The organism is Candidatus Poribacteria bacterium, assembly GCA_028820845.1.
Taxonomy (GTDB): Bacteria; Poribacteria; WGA-4E; order WGA-4E; family WGA-3G; genus WGA-3G.
In genome coordinates, this window is record JAPPII010000074.1 from 135593 (window position 1) to 158433 (window position 22841).

General features: G+C 45.6%; 16 protein-coding genes. 12 read left to right on the forward strand and 4 right to left on the reverse strand.

Annotated features, from left to right (window positions below; translation table 11 throughout):
- Nucleotides 1-28 precede the first annotated feature (28 nt).
- From tig to dpdA, 11 genes are all read left to right on the forward strand, one after another.
- A complete protein-coding gene (gene tig / locus OXN25_15370; protein ID MDE0426232.1) occupies nt 29-1333 on the forward strand; it encodes a trigger factor in 1305 nt (434 codons plus the stop codon).
- A 55-nt stretch (nt 1334-1388) separates the two neighbouring features.
- The gene (locus tag OXN25_15375; protein ID MDE0426233.1) at nt 1389-1982 is read left to right on the forward strand and encodes an ATP-dependent Clp protease proteolytic subunit; all 594 of its coding nucleotides are present in this window, start codon (nt 1389-1391) and stop codon (nt 1980-1982) included.
- 152 nt (nt 1983-2134) lie between these two features.
- Complete coding sequence (gene clpX / locus OXN25_15380) at nt 2135-3649, forward strand: ATP-dependent Clp protease ATP-binding subunit ClpX (GenBank protein ID MDE0426234.1); 1515 nt, start codon at nt 2135-2137, stop codon at nt 3647-3649.
- Nucleotides 3650-3811: 162 nt separating this feature from the next.
- A complete protein-coding gene (gene lon, locus OXN25_15385; protein MDE0426235.1) occupies nt 3812-6253 on the forward strand; it encodes an endopeptidase La in 2442 nt (813 codons plus the stop codon).
- A gap of 127 nt (nt 6254-6380) precedes the next feature.
- On the forward strand, nt 6381-6665 hold the full coding sequence (locus tag OXN25_15390; protein MDE0426236.1) for a S4 domain-containing protein: 285 nt from the start codon (nt 6381-6383) through the stop codon (nt 6663-6665).
- Between the two features lie 80 nt (nt 6666-6745).
- The gene (pdxA, locus tag OXN25_15395; protein ID MDE0426237.1) at nt 6746-7906 is read left to right on the forward strand and encodes a 4-hydroxythreonine-4-phosphate dehydrogenase PdxA; all 1161 of its coding nucleotides are present in this window, start codon (nt 6746-6748) and stop codon (nt 7904-7906) included.
- A 32-nt stretch (nt 7907-7938) separates the two neighbouring features.
- Nucleotides 7939-8388: a hypothetical protein gene (locus tag OXN25_15400; GenBank protein MDE0426238.1), complete on the forward strand. Its 450-nt coding sequence runs from the start codon at nt 7939-7941 to the stop codon at nt 8386-8388.
- A gap of 336 nt (nt 8389-8724) precedes the next feature.
- Entirely contained in the window at nt 8725-9132 is a 408-nt protein-coding gene (locus tag OXN25_15405; protein ID MDE0426239.1) for a hypothetical protein, read from the forward strand.
- A gap of 115 nt (nt 9133-9247) precedes the next feature.
- Complete coding sequence (locus OXN25_15410; GenBank protein ID MDE0426240.1) at nt 9248-11551, forward strand: ATP-dependent helicase; 2304 nt, start codon at nt 9248-9250, stop codon at nt 11549-11551.
- Nucleotides 11552-11564: 13 nt separating this feature from the next.
- Complete coding sequence (locus OXN25_15415; protein MDE0426241.1) at nt 11565-12488, forward strand: PD-(D/E)XK nuclease family protein; 924 nt, start codon at nt 11565-11567, stop codon at nt 12486-12488.
- Between the two features lie 89 nt (nt 12489-12577).
- Nucleotides 12578-14353 carry a tRNA-guanine transglycosylase DpdA gene (gene dpdA, locus OXN25_15420; GenBank protein MDE0426242.1) on the forward strand — a complete coding sequence of 592 codons (1776 nt, stop codon included), beginning with the start codon at nt 12578-12580 and terminating at the stop codon, nt 14351-14353.
- 97 nt (nt 14354-14450) lie between these two features.
- Here the strand turns inward: dpdA and OXN25_15425 are convergent, their stop codons facing one another.
- Nucleotides 14451-14573 (reverse strand): hypothetical protein, encoded by a 123-nt coding sequence (locus OXN25_15425; GenBank protein ID MDE0426243.1) that lies wholly within the window; start codon nt 14571-14573, stop codon nt 14451-14453.
- A gap of 150 nt (nt 14574-14723) precedes the next feature.
- On the opposite strand from OXN25_15425, the gene OXN25_15430 reads away from it, so the two are divergent.
- Complete coding sequence (locus OXN25_15430; protein ID MDE0426244.1) at nt 14724-21092, forward strand: C25 family cysteine peptidase; 6369 nt, start codon at nt 14724-14726, stop codon at nt 21090-21092.
- A gap of 87 nt (nt 21093-21179) precedes the next feature.
- Here the strand turns inward: OXN25_15430 and OXN25_15435 are convergent, their stop codons facing one another.
- From OXN25_15435 to OXN25_15445, 3 genes are all read right to left on the reverse strand, one after another.
- Nucleotides 21180-21509, reverse strand: coding sequence for an NIPSNAP family protein (locus tag OXN25_15435; GenBank protein ID MDE0426245.1), 330 nt, complete (start codon nt 21507-21509; stop codon nt 21180-21182).
- A gap of 169 nt (nt 21510-21678) precedes the next feature.
- Nucleotides 21679-22353, reverse strand: coding sequence for an RraA family protein (locus OXN25_15440; GenBank protein MDE0426246.1), 675 nt, complete (start codon nt 22351-22353; stop codon nt 21679-21681).
- A 151-nt stretch (nt 22354-22504) separates the two neighbouring features.
- On the reverse strand, nt 22505-22841 hold a 337-nt coding region (locus OXN25_15445), incomplete at its 5' end, for a 5-(carboxyamino)imidazole ribonucleotide mutase (GenBank protein ID MDE0426247.1).

The following is a 22841-nucleotide window of genomic DNA, read 5'->3' on the forward strand; positions in this document are numbered from 1 at the left end:
TTAAGGGCTCGGCATGAGGACAAAAGACTTGAAAGTTCAAACTGAAAGGTTAGATGCCACGCGAGTTCGTCTCAATATAGAGGTTCCTTCTGAAGATGTTAACACGGCGTTGGCTGAAACTTATGAGACGCTGCGGTCACAAGTCTCTATTCCCGGTTTTCGCAAAGGGCGCGTCCCTGTAGCTATCCTTAAATCTCGATTTCCCGAATACGTTAGTAGTGAAGCTGTCCGGTATCTCATCGTACCTGCTTACGAAGATGCGGTTGATAGAGAAAGACTCAATCCGCTTTCACAGCCTATTTTTGAGCCACCACTCAATGAATTGCAAGTTAAAGAAAACCAACCGCTCGCGTTTTCAGCGACTGTTGACACCCGACCCAGTATCCATCTCCCAAATTACGACGAACTCGAAACCGATAAAAACCCCGTTGATGTGCCTCGTGAAGATGTTGATGCCTATATTACACGATTACAAGCCCAATCTGCTACTTACGAACCACTTGAGGTTGAACGATCAGTGGAAGAAAAAGACTGTGTACGTATAGATTGGGAATGCTTACTTGACGGTGAGCGTGTTGACCCTGAATCGCGACAAGATGTTGATATAGAACTCGGTGTCGGTGCGATACACGAAAAACTTGAGCAGGCGTTGCTTGGTATGCAAATCGGGGATACAAAATCTGTGGATATTGGGTTTCCGCAAGAACACAGCAACCCAGAACTTGCAGGAAAGTCTGCCCACTATGAAATTGCACTGCATGCTATCACGCAGAAACATCTTCCCGATTTAGATGATGAGTTTGCGAAGGATTTGGGGTATGAAAGTTACTCTCAACTCTATGGATTAATATGGAACAATCTTGTTGAGGAGGAGACCAGTATACACGTTGATAAGCAGAAAGCGGAGTTACTGACGCAACTCATTGAAAAGACCGATATCGCTATTCCTGAACCTTTAGTGGATCAGTATGTGCAACAAACACTTCAGAACCTCCAACGACAGTTGCAAAATGAACATAGAACGCCCGAAGAGGCTGGAATTGACATGGAAACACTCCCTGAGGAATTGCGGAGGGATGTCATTCAGCAAACGAAGCAGTCATGGATTTTTGAGACTATCGCTGAGAAAGAAGGCATCTTCGTATCCGATGATGAACTGGAATACGAGATTCGGCGCGCCGCTGAGCAACAAAATCGGGACGCTCAAAAATATGCTGCGCTTCTCAAATCAAGCAATCGATTGGAGGATTTCCGAGGGCAGTTACAACACGAAAAAATCTATCAGTTCCTAATTCAGCGTGCCTCCGCCAAACAGTCGCTTATCATTACCTAAGGAATAGTTATCAGTTATCGGTGATTGGTAGTTAGTGGTTAGTTAAAATATGAATTTGATACCTGTCGTTGTTGAACAGACAAGCCGAGGCGAACGCTCTTATGATATTTATTCTCGCCTGCTTGAAGACCGTATTATCATGATTGGGACACCGATTGATGATGATGCCGTCGCAAACATCGTAACCGCACAGATGCTTTTCCTCGAGGGAAAGGATCCTGATGCCGACATTGTACTCTATATTAACACGCCGGGTGGTTCTGTTTCTGCCGGTTTGGCAATCTACGATACAATGCAGTACATCAAAGCAGATGTACAAACTTGGTGTCTGGGGAGAGCCTATAGTATGGGGGCTATCTTGCTCGCTGCGGGTGCACCGGGCAAACGCTACGCGCTACCACATGCAAAAGCACTCATTCACCAACCCATGGCAAGTGGTATTGGCGGACAAGCCTCCGACATTAGTATCCATGCAAACGAAATTTTACAAGAGCGCGATCGGCTTTATACAATTTTAGCGCAACATACTGGTCAAGCTGTTGAGAAAATCGCTACCGATGCCGACAGAGATTTTTATATGACTGCCGGACAGGCACTTGAATACGGTTTGGTCGACCAAGTTGTTTCCCAACGTGCTACAGAGTCGTAGAAAGTTTGCCAGTTGAAAGTGTTCTAAAGTCCGTAAAGTTGTATGTGTGTCCCAACAACTTTAATTCACCTTAACCATACTTTAGTACATTTCTTCTTGTCTGACTGTTGAAAGCGCAGCGACCTGATGGCTCATAGAGAGGAGAACTCTATATGTCACAATCCATCCAGCGTGAGTTATTCTGTTCTTTCTGCCAACGCGATAGTACACAAGTTCGTCGCCTCCTTCAAGGCAGGGAAGCGAATATTTGCGTTGAATGTATTGTCCGGTTATCTGCATCCACTGCGGAAGAGGCTTCTTGTGCCTTTTGTAGACGCGATAATACCCAAGTTGAAAGGCTCTTTAATGGGCTTGAGGCAGATATCTGTGAGAAATGTCTTGCTGAGTGTATTACTGTCTGTAACGACATTCTCGCCCATCAAAATCCAGATGGCAGTTTTGATGTCTCGATGGAAAAAGATCAGCAGGAACACCACGGAGTGGGTCGCGAGCAGCAGAGACAGGCAAGAAGACAGAGCAGTGGACGGCGCGAAGCAGACACTGAAAGCGCAACTCGCCCCCAAGCACAGGATCAACAAGAAACACTCTCAAAACCGCCTTCACCCGAAGAAATAAAAGCAAAACTTGATGAATATGTAATAGGTCAAGAGCAAGCGAAAAAAAGTTTATCTGTTGCTGTTTATAATCACTATAAACGTCTACACCACGGCGAAACGACAGATGAAGTTGAATTAGATAAAAGCAATATCTTGCTCATAGGTCCAACAGGTACAGGAAAAACGCTACTCGCCCAGACGCTCGCTAAGGTTTTAGATGTACCGTTCGCTATTACTGATGCAACGACGTTGACTGAAGCCGGTTATGTTGGTGAAGACGTTGAGAATATCATCCTGAAATTGGTCCAAGCGGCGGATGGTGATGTCGCACGCGCCGAAACTGGCATCATTTATATTGATGAAATTGATAAAATTACGCGTAAATCCGAGAACCCTTCAATTACTCGTGATGTTTCTGGTGAAGGCGTTCAGCAGGCATTGCTTAAGATTCTTGAAGGCACAACAGCAAATGTCCCACCACGCGGGGGGCGGAAGCATCCACACCAAGAGATGATTGAGGTGAATACCAATAGGGTCTTGTTTATCTGCGGCGGGACTTTTATTGGCGTCGAAAAGGCGGTTAAAGATAGACTTGGCAAACAGAGTATCGGCTTCGGGACTGCTATACAATCCAAGGATCAGACCAAAATTCATGAGCTTCTTGCACAGGTGACACCCAAAGATCTCATCAAATACGGCTTTATACCGGAGTTGATTGGTCGGCTCCCGATTGTTACAACCCTCCACGAGTTGGATGCTCCAGCATTAATTCGCATTCTTACTGAGCCGAAAAACGCGCTCGTCAAACAATATCGTCAGCTTTTAGTTTACGAGGATGTGGAGTTCCACGTAACCGATGCGGCGTTAACTGCTATCGCTGATGAAGTGATTGAACGCGAGACAGGGGCGCGCGGATTAAGAGCCGTTTTTGAAAAAATTATGCTTGATACGCTCTATCACCTCCCTTCACTTGAAGATGTTGAAGCCTGTCATATTACTGAAGACTCTGTCCGTAACCATGAGCCACCGCAACTTATCTACAGAAAATCCGAAGAACTTAAAACTGCTTAAGGGTTATTGGTCTTCGGTTATCGGTTTTCGGACGAGAGATTTTTGTGGCAAGTAAAACGTTCGCAACCACTACAACGCGCTAACCGACAACTCGGTTCATGCCACACGGCATGAATACCGTTGATTTCAACTGGGAACTGATAACCAAAGAGGATAAAAATCATGAACTCGACAGCAACAAAAGAATATGAAACGGTAAGTTTACCCGTTATCTATTTGCCTCCGGATTTTGACGCTATTTTTCCGAGAACGAAATCTGTTTTGAATGTCGCGCGTAAAATGGGAGTTGCAGCAACCCATGCAGCCCTGCGTTTAAAGCGGCATATACTCCTCCTCCATCAAAAAGTGGAGTTGGACGAGGGAGAAGAAGCAACCCCCGAACATCTCCATGCGATTGGTGCTGTCGCGAATATTATTGAGTCTTATGAACCCGGCGATGGTACTATCCGTATCGCTATTGCAGCCGAGCAGCGCGCAATTGTTCTCCGCTATACCAAAACTGATGACTTTTTGAGAGCGGATGTCCAGATTGTTCATGAAGAGATAGGTTTGGCAGATGCTGCCGAACCTCTTATGAAAGAAGCTAAGAAACTTTTCAGTAATTACGCAAAAGTCCGACAAAAAGACCAAGGACAAGGCTCACAATCCCACGTCTTGACCTCCGAAGAAGTCAAACGGGCTATTACAGAACAGGAAGAACCCGGACACCTTGCTGATACGATCGCTGGACTTCTCAACCTCACACCCGCGGAGCGTCAAGCCATTATTGATGAACTCAATCCTATTAAACGACTGCAACTCGTTATCCAATTCTTAAAGGAAGCATCAGAGCGAAACGAGTTACGCGACGACATTCACAATCAGGTCCGGGAATCCATTCAGAAAACACATCGTGAATTTTACCTGCAGGAGCAGATGAAGGTTATCCAGAAGGAACTCGGTCGCGATGACATCGCCGAGGTTGATGAACTTCGGGAGCAGGTGAAAAACGCCGGAATGTCCGAAGAAGCTGAAGAAAAAGCACTCAAGGAACTGGATCGGCTTGCACAGATTCCACCTCAATCTGCTGAATCTGGGGTTATCCGCACTTATGTCGATTGGATACTCGCGTTGCCTTGGAAAGAAAGCACTGAACATCAAATCCATCTTCCTGAAGCTGAACGTATCCTTGATGAGGACCATTACGGCTTGGAGAAACCCAAGGAGAATGTGCTTGAGTACCTTGCTGTTTTGCAACTCGTCAAACATCTGAAAGGACCGATTATCTGTCTCGTCGGTCCCCCAGGCGTTGGAAAAACCTCGCTCGGTAAGTCGGTCGCTCGTGCCACAGGTAGGAAATTCGTTAGGATGTCGCTCGGTGGTGTTCGCGATGAAGCCGAAATTCGTGGGCATAGACGCACCTATATCGGCGCAATTCCCGGTCGAATTATCCAAGGACTCCGGGATGTCAAGTCAAAAAATCCGCTGTTTCTGCTCGATGAGATTGATAAACTGAGTTCAGATTTTCGAGGGGATCCGGCATCGGCACTCCTTGAAGTCCTTGATCCCGAACAGAATGCAACTTTCCGGGATCACTACATGGATATCGCATTTGATCTTTCTGATGTGATGTTTATCACAACGGCGAATACCCGTGTCACCATTCCACCGGCACTCGAAGACCGGATGGAAATCATTGAATTGCCGGGGTACACTGATTTTGAGAAGCATAAAATCGCTACCTTTACACCGAATGGACTTATTCCGAAGCAGCTTGAACGTCATGGTCTTTCATCTGAGAATATCACCTTCACAGATGAAGCCATCTTTGAGATGATTCACAAATACACGCGCGAAGCTGGGGTGCGAAGTCTTGAACGAACGATTACGACTGTCATGCGAAAGATAGCGAAGGAAATGGTCACTGAAGAAAAACCTGACTTCAATATTGAGATAACGCCAGTGAATTTGAGTGATTATCTCGGTCCGGCGAAATGGACACGCACAAAGGCTGAGGAGAGTGATGAGGTCGGTGTCGCTACAGGAATGGTGTGGACCCAAATTGGTGGAGATATCGTCTCTGTTGAGGCAACAACCATGCCCGGCGAAGGTAAACTCAGTATGACTGGACAACTTCAGGAAGTGATGCGTGAGTCAGTCCAGGCGGCTGTCGCCTACATTCGATCGCGTGCGGAATCTTTTGGAATCTCTAAAGACCAGTTTGAGAAGCACGATATTCACATTCACATTCCAGAAGGGGCTGTCCCGAAAGATGGTCCCTCAGCAGGTATCACTGTCGCTACGGCGATACTTTCTGCCTTGACAGGAAAATCTGTCCGAAAAGATGTCGCTATGACTGGCGAGATTACACTCCGGGGTCGGGTGCTACCGATCGGTGGCTTGAAGGAGAAGGCACTCGCTGCCTATCGCAATGGTATTTTTGACATCATCATCCCCAGCGATAATGAAAAAGATGAGGTTGACATTCCAACTGAAATTCGGGAGGGTATCCGTTTTCACAAGGTCAACGATATGATACAGGTGCTGGAACAAGCACTCAGAGAGCCGATGGTGGAAACCGAAGTTCCCGTAGAGATGCCGGTTCCCTCCCAACCCTCTGTGTAATAGCGGATAGCGGTTAGCAGTCAGGTCGCTGCACTTTCAGCATTGTCCCGCAAGTCCACACGCGACTTGTGTGGCAAGGTTTCTTGTGCTGAGCACTGACGGCTGATGGCTGACGGCGATAAAAAACATGCGATTAGACAAATTTCTACAGATCAGCCGCCTTGTGAAACGGCGAACGATTGCCAATACGCTCTGTAGCAGAGGTGCTGTGAGTGTCAATGGACACGTCGCAAAAGCCGGGAAGGTGCTCGCTGTTGGAGATGTAATCCGATTGCCTGTCGCTGTATCTGTTACTGCAGAGGCGCATCTGGATGAAGAAGCTGCCGACCCTGCGTATGAGGTCCTTGAGTTACCATCAGGGAATGTCTCACGCGCCCGTGCTACAACACTCTATCGCCAAATAAATCCGTAGCCTCCATCTCTTGATCGAGGCCCGGGTCCCCGCCCGTTACAGGGGAGGGTATCTTACTTGATCAAGGGAGAGAACTTGCTATGACTCCTGAAGAGGTCCAAATCCGACAAAAAGCGACAGGTGTGTACCGAAAAGGTAGGGCATCTGGTGTCAGGAAACCAAAGATTGGGATAACGATGGGCGATGCAGCTGGCATCGGTCCCGAAATCATCGTCAAGGCACTCGCTTATGAAAGCATATATTCGGTGTGTCAACCGATAGTCGTTGGTAGTCCAGATATCCTTCGGGACGCAGCTGTTAGATTTACTCCCCCTGGTATACCACAGCTAAATCTCAATATCATCAATACACCGGCGCAAGCGGTCGCAGTGCATGGAACGATTGATGTTTTGAACGTAGTTCCAATATCTCCACAGGATATTCCTGTTGGGACTGTGGATGCGCGCGCGGGTGCTGCTGCCGTCAAAGCGGTTGAAACAGCGACTTATCTCGCGATGGATGGCGAACTTGATGCAATCACGACCGCTCCCATTTGTAAAGCTGCCATACATCGGGCAGGGATGCCGTATCCGGGACACACGGAAATGCTTGCTGCCTTCACCAACGCACCTGATGTGGTGATGATGCTTTGCACAGCTGAGGCATTAGGTGGCAGTCGGAAACCGCTGACCGCTGACCGCGAACTGCGAACTGAGAACCACTTCCCGCGGTACGCGAATAGCGATACGCGAATAGCAGTCTCTTTTGTGACAAACCACATTGCACTGGCTGATGTGCCAAAACATCTGTCTATACAAAGAATTGTGGATGTCATCTGCCTCACCCATCAAGCACTCATTCGTAGTGGTATTTCTGAACCACGGCTTGTTGTTGCAGGGCTGAACCCTCACGCCGGTGAAGAGGGGATATTCGGGAAAGAAGAACAGCAATTTATCTGTCCAGCCATCGCGCAGGCACAAGCGCACGTCGGCAAAATAGACGGACCTCTTCCTGCCGATGCACTTTTTGTCAAAGCAGTTCAAGGAGAGTGGCACGCCGTGATTGCTATGTACCACGATCAGGGTAATATTCCGATAAAACTTTTGGGTTTCGGTGAACTTGTAAATGTTACCTTGGGTTTGCCGATAGTCCGCACCAGCGTTGATCATGGGACAGCTTTTGATATAGCCGGTAAAGGAATCGCCAGTGAAACGAGTTTAGTGGCGGCACTAAAGTGTGCTTCACAACTCACAGAGACATAGATCCATAAATTAAAACCTATGAAAAAATGCTGATGCATCAAAAAAACAAACTTGATTTTTACCTGAAACAGTTATATAATTTGCGCAGTTTGTCGGAAAGAAAAAATCATGAGCAAGCAGGGCAAAAGGGACCACTAACTATGAAAACCATTTTGCTATTTTCAATCCTGTTGTCTGCGATCACTCTCCCAGCGACCGGTGAGCTGACGGTTGAAGACATCGAGAAAATTGATGCTAAAATTCAAGCCTCCGAGACTCGAATAAGAGAAGATTTCGGCGAAAAAATTCAGGCAGTAGACAAGCACATGAACTCGAATTTCAGTTGGATAAAGTTTTTTCTAACCATTATTGCTGCCATCGTCGGTATACCACAAATAAGTGTTGTCTGGCGTAGTAGAAAAGATCAGGCACACGAGCAAGAGATTGAAGAACTCAGGAACGAAGTAGAGATACTGAAACAACAGCAGGTTGTAAACCCTTGATAGCATCTATCCAAGGAGTTGCTATGACCTTTATCATCCAGAGTTGAAAAAACATCGTTCCGTGCCAGTGAAGGTCGCAAAATTCTCCAATTTCAAACCGCTGAAGCCGTTTTGAAAAAGATTCTATCGGCAATCAAGAAAGGCAAAAAAGCCATCGCCATCGTGGATTTAGAACAGGACGAACTTCAAACTTAATAACCGTACGCTCGGAACTCAAAGCGGGATGTCATTCAGTGGTTTGCTAAAAGGGGGAAGTGGATATTTATGAAAAAGTCTTTACTAATTATTAGTTGCTCTGGAAGGAAAGATAAAACGCCAGGATTGATCCCCGCACTTATGAGATATAAAGGTCCACTCTATACGACGCTACATAAGGCTAGTAGAGAGAATCAATTCCCGAAAAGTCTTGATATTCTCATCGTCTCAGCGAGATATGGGTTACTCCAATCGGATGAACCAATTGAGGACTACGATCAAAAGATGGACGATAACCGTGCTGGAGAGTTACGTCCCAGTATACAGAAAAAACTTGAGGCATTTTTAGATGGACAGGACTACGACCAACTTTTCAACGGTTTGTGGAAGGATTACCAAGCAGTGCTCGAAGGATTTGATTTAGAAAGGCATTTTGAAAATGTGATTTTAGTAGAAACGAATAGAGGGAAAAAGATGTCTCAATTTAAAACATGGATCACAGATTTGTTTAAATCTGAAACACAGCAAGAGCACGACAGTACTCGCTGAATCACTATTAGGATGTTACAACCCGTTCCACACCAACCGTTTCTTTTTCATATTTTGCATAAGAAATTTACAATAGTCGGAAGATGTGCTACTATAACTAAGGGAGGTATAGTGTATGGATCTTCAGGAAATGCTAACTACCATTAATGATAAAACAAAAATCGAAGTCAACGATGAACAGAAAGCAGTAATTGCTCATGAAGATGGACCGCTATGGGTTATTGCCGGTCCTGGTTCAGGAAAGTCGGAAGTGTTGGTATTGAGGACCTTGAAATTAGTCTGTGTTGACGGAGTTCACCCTAAGTCAATTATACTCACTACTTTTACTGAAAAAGCAGCTAGGAACATACAAGATCGGTTAGCGATTTACAAAAACTATCTTGATCAGGTTGATGAGAATCTACGCCTAAGAGTTGATTTGTCCCAAGTCCGAGTGGGGACGTTGCATAGTCTGTGCAACCGCATAATGCATGAATATCGTTACTCAAAATATCAGAATTATCGCCTGCTTGATGATATAGAGCAATTGCTTTTTGTTTATGAACAGTCAGACTTATCTACGTCTCAACAAGCACATCTGCCTTTATGGCAAAGATTTGACCTTTTGACAGCAAGGTACAATCAGGCAGCAGGGACTCGGTGGAATAGATCATCTGGTTATCCGCCACATAGATGGATTCGTGTCAACGCGGCTGTTACCTTATTCAATCGAATTGTTGAAGATCAAGTTGATGTTCCTCAAATGCATGCTGAAGGCGGAACTTGGGAAATCTTAGCGAATGCTTATACACAATATCGGGATAGTTTAGAAGAACATAAGACTTGTGACTTTGCTCATCTACAGTTAAAATTTCTTGAATTTCTTGATTCACCCAGCGGTAGTCGTTTTCTTAATGGTGATGGTTTATCAGATCAAGATCATCCTGGTATAAATCATGTTCTTGTTGATGAATACCAAGATACGAATCCAATCCAAGAAAACATTTACCTACGGTTGACACAACGTTTTCCTCATAACTTGTGCATCGTGGGAGATGACGATCAAGCTTTGTACCGATTTAGAGGAGGGACAGTAGAATGTATGGTAAACTTCGATCGCGCATGTCAATCTGCATTGGGGGCTGGAGTAAGGCCATACCCACTTCATCTTTCTACAAACTATCGTTCACATCCTGATATTGTTGATTGGTGTGATAATTACATTCAGTCCTTCCAGGTTATGACTGAACCTGGAGCAAGGGTTAGTAACAAACCCAGTCTTTCACCGGATCCACAATGGGTTGATCGTCAAACTCAACAGGGATGCTCCATTGGTAATTATCCGGCTGTATCCTACTTGCTAGGTCAAAAATATGAAGATGTTGCAGCGCGCTTTGCGGAAACGGTAAGGGGTTTATTGGACAATGGGATTGTAAACGATCCGAGTCAATGTGTGCTTCTGTTGAGGAGCACACGACTTTTGACTCAGTCAGCCGAGCCGTATCAAAGAGCATTACAGGACCAAGGATTTGATGTTTATAATCCACGATCTCGAACGTTCCTGGAACAACCTGAAATCCAAACGGCATTGGGAACATTAGTGAAAATACTAGATCCGAATCAAAACGGACTTTCTGACGTAAAAACGAGAAATGTGAGAGAAATGATTGAAGATTGGATTCAAGTTTACACCGATCAAGCATCACAGAACCCCGAATTAGCAACTTATGTCGAAGGGGCAATCAGTCGGATTATGCAAACTCCGGCTAACAAAACAATCACGCAATCCGCAGGACAGGATAAAACGATGAGCCCAGCTACGATTCAAGACATCTTCTATCACATGATTAGTTTTGAACCTTTTGTGAAATGGCGACAGGACACTGAGCGAGATTTTCGTTTAGGAAAGTTATCACAAGTCCTTGAGTCATATTGCATGCTTCCTTTTAGCGGTTCAATAGGGTCAACACGAGAAATTCTGCGAACAGGCTATACAGATGGTTTAATCAGTTCTGGCCAATTGGGACACCTTTATTACTCCCTCGTAGGGTTGCTTGTTTCAGAAGGCCTCAACGATCCAGAGCATGAAGAAATTATCTGTCCACAAGGAAGTTTCCCGATAATGACAGTTCATCAAGCGAAAGGTCTTGAGTTTCCCTTTGTTTTTGTTTCACTATTGGGTAAGATTCAAAAAGTAGAGATAGGATCAGAACTTCAGATTGAAGACACTATGCGGCAGTTTCGGAATAATCCATCCCCATCAAGTTTCAGTGATCAAGAGCGTGCAGAACAAGACAGGATCCGTTTTTTCTATGTGGCATATTCTCGTGCCATATATTCCTTAGTGTTCTTGGCAAGAAACCAAGACTTCAGAAATCAAGGGATTGGTTTTGGAGATAAGGGTCTTCAGTGGTTTACGGATGAAGTTAAAAGGTTATAAGGAGGAGAAGTAAATGTCCTGGCAGAAATTTCAAGATCTTAGGGTACCCCAAACTACGGATGCCTCAGTTAAACGTAGGTATAGCGTAACAACAGATATTCTATCATTTAAACGTTGTCGTCGCCAATACGGACATTTTGTGGTGAGAGGGTATGAACCGGCTCATGCTGTTCAAATTTATTATGGAACACTTATTCATCAGGTTTTAGATCGTGCTTATATGCACTATGCTGGATTAAGAGATAAAAAGACAGAAGGTCAAATCCCTAGAGATGAAGATATAGAGTATTATTTCAACGAAGTTGATACTGCTTTAAAAATCCGTGGTATTCGTTCGGTTCGCGCGTTCACACACGCAGCAGAGCGCGAGGCAGCTCTAAGACGGCTAAAAAGATTTAATCAAATTGAGGGATCTGAACTTTATCCCAGAATCAAAGATACTGAGCATCACTTGCAATCCCATCAAGGCGATTACTTGCTTCACGGAACGGTGGATGTTCTGGCAGATGTCCCAAACTGGCACCCTGGAATGAAAGCAGAAATATGGGATTACAAAGGAGGACACCCACCCGATGATCGTTATTCTGAAGGATTTCGCCAATACCAATTCCAAATGAGGGTTTATGCAGAACTTTATCGCGAACGCAATGGCGTTTATCCTGAGAAGGCAATTCTTTATTTTTTAGGTGCATTAGATGCTGTCGAAGACTCTTCGACTCGCCCATCGAATGCTCTTATTGAGGTTTCATTGGATGAGCAGAGTATCCAAAATGCTTTAGCAGATTTTACTAACACTGTAAAGAAGATTGAGGATTGCAGGCGAAAAGAGAACTGGCCCGCACCTGACCCTAGTCCAGATGATAATACTTGTAACATTTGCGATATTCGCTGGAATTGCCCTGCCAGAAAAGGCGAATATCAGATGCGGTATCCATAAAACTGGGTTGCCTTAGGGACACCGATGTCCTCTCAACAAAATACCTTTTTAGTGTTCTGAAACCTATCGTTGGGACGGTAATAACAAGTATGTCAAAGATTTCACAATCTAAACCCGAAGAATCTCCAGCAGGACATTTACTAATTTTGGGATGTTCTGATGGGAGAATTAAGAATCCCGATTTTAATAAAATCCCCGCATTTATGGTTTATAAGGAGCACAGCTACAAAGTGCTGCAAAAGTTTCTCAGAGAGAATGGATGGCCTCCTGGTCTTACTATAAAAATTGTTTCTGCAAAACATAAAATCATTGATGCCACAGAGCTCATTGAACCCTACAACGAGTGTTTAGATAAAGAGAAGGCAGAAAAGATAGGACCACAAGTCATCCAAAAATTGGAGAAACTTGAACGACCAGAATCTGTTTTCATTAGTATAAATAAAGACCACCGCCCCGCAATTTCCAGCATTGAGACCTTATTTGATGTTGAAATTGAGTATGCCGAGGGTAGAGGTGGGAAAAAAAAACAACAGCTGAAGGAGTGGCTTCATAATTTACCAAATAAGTTCCCTTCCGTCAATTCTCATGAACAATTAGATGAGCGTCCTTATTTGTATTTCTTTCCTGATTGGGGCGATTATGTTTACGAGCCATTCTGCCCTGATGAAACAGATGAAAACCGAAAAAAAGAAAATAGGAAATACGCACATGAGATTTTCGAGGATGATCCTCCTTATAACGGCCTACTACTTAGTCTTGCCCAGTTGCGAACTAAAAATGGGCCTCTCAATGATTTCATGGAAAATTTTCGGGAGAAGATGCAGGTTCCTAAAAAACTTTTGTTGTTTGGAGATTGCGGTGCGTTCTCATACATCAAAGAGGAAGCTCCTCCCCTTTCCTGTGAAGATGCAGCCTCTTTTTACAACCAATTTGGTTTTGAATTCGGGGCATCTGTTGATCACATTCCCATTTCATCATTATCCGTGAAAAAAAGAAAGCAACGAATGAAGTTAACGGCTAAAAATGCCGAAAAGTTTTTTAACATTCATCGGGATAAGGATTATGATTTTAAACCAGTCGGTAGTATACAAGGCATCACTCCCGAAGATTACGCTTATTTTGCTAATGAATACATTAAGTGGGGATATAAGCATATTGGTTTAGGTGGATTGGTGCGTAGACAAGATTCAGATATTTTAGAAATAGTCGCAGCTGTTCGGGAAGTATTACAAAAGGCTACCCGCGGTAAAAAAGAAAATATTTGGGTTCACCTTTTTGGTATACTGCGTCCCAAACTTCAACCCATCTTTAGGGAACTCGGTGTTTCCAGTTTTGATAGTGCATCTTACTTGAGAAAAGCATGGTCCTCTCCAGATAGAAATTATTTAACAGAAGATGGCACATGGTATGGCAGTATCCGAATTCCTTTTAGTACATCAAAAGTGATGCGCGAAGCTGCGGAATCTAATCCTGAACTTTCTAATGTTAATATGCAAGCAATCGAAGAAAAGTGCCTCTTGAGTCTTAGTCGTTTTAATGATGGGGAGATACCAGAGAAGGAAGTAAAGAAAATTCTTCAAGACGTTAATAAATATAGTGAGTGTTTTCCCAGAAAAAATTGGCCTCTGCAAAAAAAGTCAAGCAATCATCTCTGTAAGAAACACGAAAAACTTCGTAAAAAACACGAAGAGTTACTCATGGAACGTCCTTGGGAGAAATGTGAATGTAAAGTATGCCAAGATGCCGGTATTCATGTTGTAATTTTCAGAGGAGCAAATAGAAATAGACGTAGGGGATTCCACAATACTTGGGTGTTTTATCACAAAATTTTACATGGACGGCGTAAGAAACCTTCAAAGAAATAGGTTGTTTCAGTCATTAGACCTTAAAGATTGCCATTCATGTGATGTCAATATTGCATGGAAAGGAAATCATTAGTCATTAATTGTTTCCAGAGGTTATCTATGCGGTCTGCAAATGAATTGGATATTTTAAGACATCTTTGAGGATTAACAGATGCGCCCCACCGACCTCTGTGGAAGGTTCATCAATCTTCAACTCAGATAGATTTCGGTAGTGCTTCACTAGTTTTACCGCGACGGGTAAGATGCCCATACGCAAATAGAATACGACTTATGGGTAAGGTTCTCCGACAGTCGCGAGTCATTAGCGTTAGGACAGATTGCCAAACCTTCATTAGTTAACCGAAAATCCCCTTTTTTTCAAACTCATGTTATGAAAAAAACTTATATTTTTTTATTCATAGCTCTTATACTCTATATTGCCTCGACATCAATTTCTGTAGGACAGACACATCCAACGTCGCCGCTCCAGGTGCTTTCGACCACAGTAGATACGCTCACGGCACGCTTTGCGTTACCTGAACTTCAAGTAAAGACAAGTGCTCATTCTGCTGAAGACAGTTCTGCAGACCCGATAACCGATATCCGTTTTGCCGGTGCTAATTGGACGCTTGACGTGGGTAGACCTCGGTTACCTGTCTATGTACAGTGCATTGGGATTCCTCTCGCCGGAACGCCTATCGTTACTGTGATTCAGGCGCGCCCGGAAGTAAAAAGTGTTGAAAATGTCCGCGTCACACCCGATGACCCGATTTTTCCAACTTCAACCCCATCGCGCCCTGATTTACAAGGGTTTTATCCGTCGAAACTGGTAGAAGTTATTCCGAGTGGGCTTGTGCGCAATCAGCGTGTCGCGAGCCTACAAATCAATCCGGTGCAATACAATTCGGCGACAAAGCAATTAAAGGTCTACACATCTATAACATTCCGTATTGAATTTCCGGGTGCTGTCCCGTTTGCAAAGAATGGCGCGATAGAATCTACCACGCTTCCGTCCTTCCGCTCTTCTGCTTTTGAAAGTCTCTTTCGGGGAACACTAAGGAACTATGAACAAGCAAAGTCGTGGCGAAACCAGCGACGGATGTCCTATAGAAGTGCGCCCGGAGCACCAGAATTAACGGCTTCTACCACCTACCGCTTTAAAATTCCAGTTCTTAGAACAGATCTCTATCGTATCACTTATAATAATATCAGGGCTGCCGCTGGTATTGAACCAGAGGATATTGATCTGAACACCCTTCGATTAGAAAGTAGCGGACAGAAACAGGGTGTTTACATTTTTGATGACAATGAAAACGATAGACTCGATGCAGGCGAACAGGTTGTTTTTTATGGACGGGCATTGTCGGACAACAAATTTACTGACGAAAACGTTTACTGGCTCCATTTTGCTTTACGAGGTGAGCCTGTTACTGGAGACCTTGAACCGTCCCGTGTGGCAACGCGAGACGCAACACCTCTCACGCCAAACTTAGTAACACCGACTGCCTTTTTAACGCGCGCCCGTTTTGAAGAGAACGTACATCACGATGTTTTAGCCGGAACCAATATTAAGTCCGAACTTGCTGATCACTATTTCTGGACTCCCTTCCGTGGTGGAAATATCAACACAAGTCGAAAGGATTTTCCTATAGAACTGCCTGCCGCAGTCCCGCGTCTTGAGATTGATCGCACTGCGACGCTGCGTATTAAATTCCAAGGGGCTTCCCGCAGAGGCGCAGCCCTCCACCAAGCCCGAATCGCTTTCAATGGGCTTCAACTTGGTAGGATTGAGGAGTGGAAACGCCAAGCTGCGCCTATTGCAACCCGCAGCATTCCGCAATTACGCATCCACCATAACCAAGTCAATTATATGCGCATTGAGGCACTTGATACCAACAGAACCCCCGCAGGTTCCTACGATTTCTATCTCGATTGGTATGAACTTGATTATTGGCGAAACTTTCGGGCGGATGCCAACCGTCTTGAATTTAATACAAATACCGAACCTCGTAACCGCGGCAAGGTCCAATACCGGGTTGAGAACATTTTTGATGAAACAATTGATGTGTATCAACTTGATGAAAAAGGTATTGCGAGTAAACTCATCAACGGTGAAATTTCGCGAAGAGGTGCGACTTATCAAATGCTCTTTGAAGATACCGTCAATCTGCATACGCGCTATTTTGTCATAGGGCGTTCTGCCTATCGGAGTATCAACGCACTCATACCGACACCACCAACCTTGCTGAGGAATCCGTCCAATCAAGTCGACTATGTCGTCATAACGCATCCAACCTTTACGGAGAGCATCCAGCCGCTCGTTGAATTCCGGCGCTCGCAAGGCTTAACAACGATGGTGGTTGATATCGGCGACATCTACGATGAATTTAGTGATGGACTCTTCAACCCACTGGCTATCCAAAAATTCCTCCGATATGCCTATGATAATTGGCAACAACCCGTCCCAACTTATGTTGTTCTTGTAGGGGATGCCCATTACGATTACAAGCGTGCTACTGTTGAACTCTACCGTCGAGATCCGTCATTCCGGGGGACCTATAATCTCTATCCAATCTTCGTACCAACATTCCACGGTTGGGCACCTGAAAGCGGTGAAACTGCCATGGACCAGCGTTTCGTCAATGTGAGTGGCGAAGATCCGCTACCCGATATGCTTATAGGGCGACTCTCCGTTCAAACCACTGAAGACCTCGCGACTATGGTTGAGAAAATCATCAATTATGAAAAGAATTTGAGAACGGGATTATGGCAAGGCACATTAATTCAGGTTGCTGATGACAACACAGACAACCCTGGCGACGGACTCTTTGAGGTGTCGCGGGATGAACTGGTAGCAGATGTTATACCCGTGGGCTACAACACACGCCAAATCTATCTCCGAAAAATTAAAAGTCCCGAGCGCACACGCCTCCAGATACGATCTGCCATCAATCAGGGCGCGATCGCAATTGAGTATACAGGACACGGTGGCATTCAGACGTGGGCGGATGAATCTATTTTTCGACTTGAAGATGTCGTCGGATTGCGGAACCGATACCTACCCTTTGTTATAACGACAACCTGTCTCAATGGGCAGTTCGATAAACCGCAACAAGTTGGGAATTTCTGCCTCAGTGAGCAATTCCTATTGGGTGAATACGGTGCTATTGCTACACTCTCGGCGACGCGGTTAACTTATGGCACAGCAAACGCTGAGTTTGACATCGATCTCTTTGAGTCCTTGTTCGGGGTCGGGCGCGCTGGGCATCTGGATACCGGGTTTCAGCCCTCGCGAACTGCACCGACTGTGGGGCATATTGTTGCCAATGCTAAAATTAGTTTTCTCTCCCGCATTCGGAACACGCAGTGGATTCCCGGCACGGAACAATACACGCTCTTTGGGGATCCAGCATCTCGTCTCGCACTCCCTGAACTTGATATAAAGGTCGAGTTAGAACGCATTGCGCTCAACGATGGTCACCAGATAGTCATCAAAGCGAACGAAGTAGGGACAATTGAAAAGACTGGTATTGGTGGAACAGGCGATACAACTTTCACACGCGCCTCCGATTTTAGCACAGAATCACTTTCTGCTTTTGCCGTTTTCGCAAATAATTTTGACGATGACCCTGGAAATGAGTTAACGCGGCGGATGGGTGGCAGAGTTTGGCAAGGTGAGTATGGAACGATTCGTATTGATGTGCCTAACAACGCCCTGCCGGGTGGTGGTGTGGCACGGATCTTCGCTTTTGATGATACGCGCGCCGCTGTTGGAGGTACTCGCTTCTGGGTTGATACACCCGTTGTCCACGACATCCGAGAAACGCTTGATATTAAAGTTACTGACACTCTTAATATTAGTGTCCTCGTTGTTGATGATGGCGGACCGGGGGGTATACGGAGCATTGAGGTCTTATGGGATGATACTGCTACCTTCAAAGACGAAACGATTCCTATGGTTAAAGCACCTGTACCCCTCGGTGATGTGCCCGTGGGTGGGCAGTGGTATGAACTCCAAACACCTATTCCACTTCCACAAGGTGGACGACAGATCCGCTACCGAATCCTTGTTACGGATAGGAGTGGAAACAATATTGCCATTCCATCAAAGATAGAGCGCAACGTCGTTAAGGTACCTGAAGGTCCCAATATCGCAATCGGTACGGACGAAACGAACAAAGCACCGATTCGATATGAGTTTGCTGAAGAGAAAGATGCCTACCAACTCGTTGCGGAAATTGTTAACATCGGTGGACGACCTGTACGCGCAGATATTGAAGTCGTGTTTGCTGAAGGAAATCCGGATGTAGAGGGTGATAGTATTATTGATGAAGATGCTAATATTTTGGGTCGCCTAATTATCAAACTTACTGATTGGACAGATGGCACCCATGTTTTGCAGCATGTGACTGCAACCTTAGATCTTGACAAGCCCCTCCTGACGGGCGTACATAAAATCTATGTTCTTGCAGATCCAGATGATCCCGCAGTTGAGGATGAAATCCGCGGCAGCGTTCAAGAATCGCGCCAGTTTGATAACAAACAACACGTCTCGTTTATCGTCAATGAGTTTAGTTATAAACCTCAAGAAGCGTTGACGGCGTTTAGTTTGGATCGGGTATTTGACATCCATTTCCCCGCGAATGCCCTCGACATCGACGAACAAAGTAAGGCAGGTATCCCACTTTCTGTTTCTTCACAGGCACCCGTTGCGCCAACCCAACCTGACCTCCAATTCGCACCCATTCCTCGCGTCGCAGCACTCCGCCGCGGTCTCATCCGGCAGGGACCAGAAGTCGCGCAATACTATGAACCCAGTTTCCGCGCAGGGATAACAGAACTCGCTAAATCTGCTGAGGTTAAACTTCGTTTCGATGTGAGTGCTTTGGAAGATATTGTGCGAGAGGAGACTGCCCTCCGAGATGACACTCCTGCGTTTAAAGCCGCATTAGCCGAAACTGCGGATCAGTTGGCGATTTATGCGTGGCAAGCGGATTTTTCGGCGTGGCGACGCTTACCCTCCGAAATCCGTTACGTCTCTGAAGGGGAATTTTTGCTTGAAGACTATGTCACACCAACGCAGATGGAGAACGCAAGTGAGCAGAAATTAGAGGATTCCGCTATCACCGTCAATCCAAATCTTACACCTGCTGGGACGTGGGTGCTGGTCTTTCTGGATTCTTATGAATACGAGGTGTTTCTCCAACGGAAGGGAGAAACGACTGTCCAGAAACTCGATCAATCTGGTCAATTGGACAATCCGTTCAGAGAGGAAGGCTTCGGTTTAGAATTGCGGATCCCGAGGCAAGAGAGCACGCCACTTGGAATTAATTACACCTTTGAATTTGCTGATGTTCTTGCTTTTAAAACTGATTATAATCCGAGAGGTGATGTCGTTCTCACTCGCACGTGGAATACCAACACCGGGAACGGCAATGCGACAGTGGACGGCAGACGCGGACCCAGAGGCGAATTCATAATTGGGGATTGGTTCATCTTTTTTACTGAATCTGAACGCTACGAACTTCGTAATGCCTCCGGCGAACCGTCCTATTATCCGAATGGTGTCAAGATTCGAGGTAAAGTGAACGAACCGATTTATCTTGGGCATCTCGGATTAGAACTCCTTGTGACTGCCAGTTCCGAAAGTTTCGCATTTGGCGATAAGATTAAGTTTAGCAGTGCTCAAGTCGGAACGATTACAGCGGAGGTCAGCGAACTGACACAGTTTAGTCTCATGCGCAGCACCGATACCGAACCACCTGCCTTCAGTCTATGGTTGGATGGTATCCAGCCGCAAACCGGTAGTGTGATTCCGCCGCGGCCTATCATTTCTATTGTACTCGAAGATGCTAACGGCATTGATATGGACTTCTTTGCTTTTGAGGGAAGAAAGGATGGTGCTCCCTTTACACCTATCACCGACTATGAGATCCGAATACAGGGAAGGGCGCAAACTGTGCCAATTGATTATCAACCAATTCTCTTCCCGGGTGAGCATACTTTTAACATCAGCGCACAAGATTTCAATGGAAACGCCATCGGTGGGGACGAAAAAGTCATCAGTTACAGATTTTTTGTAACCGAGGCTCCTGATCTGACACCGCCTACTATTGATATCCAAATCACTGCACTCGGTACAGGTTCAACGCGCGAACCAATTGACGAACCTTTGATAGATGGTGCTGTGCTTACAGAACAACCCCGCTTTAAAATTACACTCACCGATGATAGTGCGCTTGACGAGACCTCTTTTAATCTCGGTTTTGGAAGTCTGTATGAGACACTTGACCCGTTAGATGCAAGTGATTATACTGAAACCTTCGATCCTGATGCACCAGCGGATGCCGCTATCACTTATGCCCCGGATCTCGCTAACGGTGAGTATCAGTTCCATATTACCGCTGCAGATACCAGTGAGAACACAGCAGAATTTGTTACGACCTTTGTCTTGAATGAGGAAGTCACACTCAGTGAGGTTTTCAACGTTCCGAATCCGACAGTTGATGGAAAGACCTTTTTTACATATCACCTCGCACAAGCACCCGACACTGTTACCATCAAGATTTACAGCGTCAGCGGCAGACTCCTTCGTACACTTACCGATGCAAGTGCCAATCGTGGTGTCAACGAAACCTATTGGGATGGTAGGGATGAAACAGGGGTGCGGTGTGCCAATGGTGTATACTTCTATCGTGTTATTGCCCACACGGAAAATGGAAAAATCGAGCAGATCGGGAAGTTAGCCATTTTGCGTTGAATGGTTATTAGTTGTTAGTTGTTGGTTAAAGAGGTTTCTGATTAGCAGAAAACCTCTTTGCTGACCGTTTCCGATTGCTGGCTGCCACTAACGCAACGGCGAATAATCCGTGGGTTCAATAATCTTGGAACTCGCCACGTTTACCAAGGGTCCACCAACTTCCGTCAAGCGTTTCGCATTTTGCCACTCTGGATCAGCGATAAACGCGTCCCACGCTCTCTGATAGTGTCCTAAATCCTCAAAAGCGAGCATATAGATGAGTTCGGTTGTCGTCGCCTCACCAATAGCCGTCTCCCAAAATCCGATAACCTTCATACCGTGCTTTTCAAACAGTGGAATCGTAATGTTTGCGAACCGGTCATTCAGATTTTTCATCTTTCCCGGCACAACCTGATAGGTGCGCAATTCATAAATCATCTTTTTAATTTTCCTTGCGATTCGTTCAGACGGGTTTTACGAAGAACATCCATCTCCGTATATCCAGCCTGGCCCGTTAGTTGAGCTTACGCGCTTTTCTAAAGAATTGAAGTTGCTCTCTTTAATTTTTTCTTGGACGGTGTCCCCGTATCTCTGTCCAATCTATTGGTTAAAGTATCCCATATTTATCATAGACTTCCCGAAGGGTCGCGCCAGCGCGGAGTTCATCACGTGTGCGGTTTTCACCACTCACCTTTGCCAAGGCAGCCTCAATTACCTCGACTTCCACCGCTTGTGGAATGACAACGACCCCGTCTATATCGCCGAACACAATATCACCGGGATTAACTGTGACACCGCCGCATTCGATTGGAACGTTATACGCAACCACATCGCCACGTCCATAAGAATCTACGGGAGATAGACCCGTCATAAACACCGGAAACTGCATCTCTGTAATCTGTCGGGCATCTCGGATGAAGCCTTCAATAATGGCACCCCGTGCCCCGCGCGCCCGTGCTGCTGTTGAAAGCAGTTCTCCCCAAATGCAGTTACGGGTGCTCTGATTTGTAGAACAGACGAAGATGTCGTTCTGTTTGAGGCTATCCACTGCCGCAATTTCCTGCTGATACGGTTCAGCTGGCATTTCGTAGACATCTACACACAAGACAGGCATCGCCCGCCCCACGACAACTGCCTCTGGATATAGTGGACGGATGGTGTGTTGCAGTGTTTGCTCGCGGTATCCAGCTGCATCGAGAGCATCCGAAATTACAGCAGCATATAGCTGCTTTTCCATCATGTCAAACAGTTCTGTGTCGTCATGCCACTTTTGAGTTTCCATAGTGCATCCTTGTATTGGCTATCAGAAACCATCGACTTTCAGAAGAATGGGCTTTCAGCATTCAGTAAAAAAAAGAGTCGGTAACGCTTGCGTCTTTGCTGACGGCTGAAAGGATTGCGTAGCAATCCGTGCTGACGGCTGAAGGCTAATTCTAATAATTCTGATAGCCAACTTTTGCGAGACGTTCCGCTTTCTCCGCAACGCCATCGCTCAACTTTTCTTTGTATGCCAACAATTTTGCATCGAGTTCAGGGAATTGGAGTGCCAGAATTTCGACAGCGAAGAGTCCGGCATTTCGCGCACCCCCAGATCCGATTGCCATTGTTCCGACAGGAATGCCGGGTGGCATCTGCACTGTTGCATAAAGCGCGTCTACACCGTTGAGGGGGCCACCATCAATCGGGACACCAATGACCGGCAGAGTCGTGTGTGCTGCAATGACACCCGCGAGGTGTGCTGCGCGTCCTGCGCCAGCAATGATTACCTTA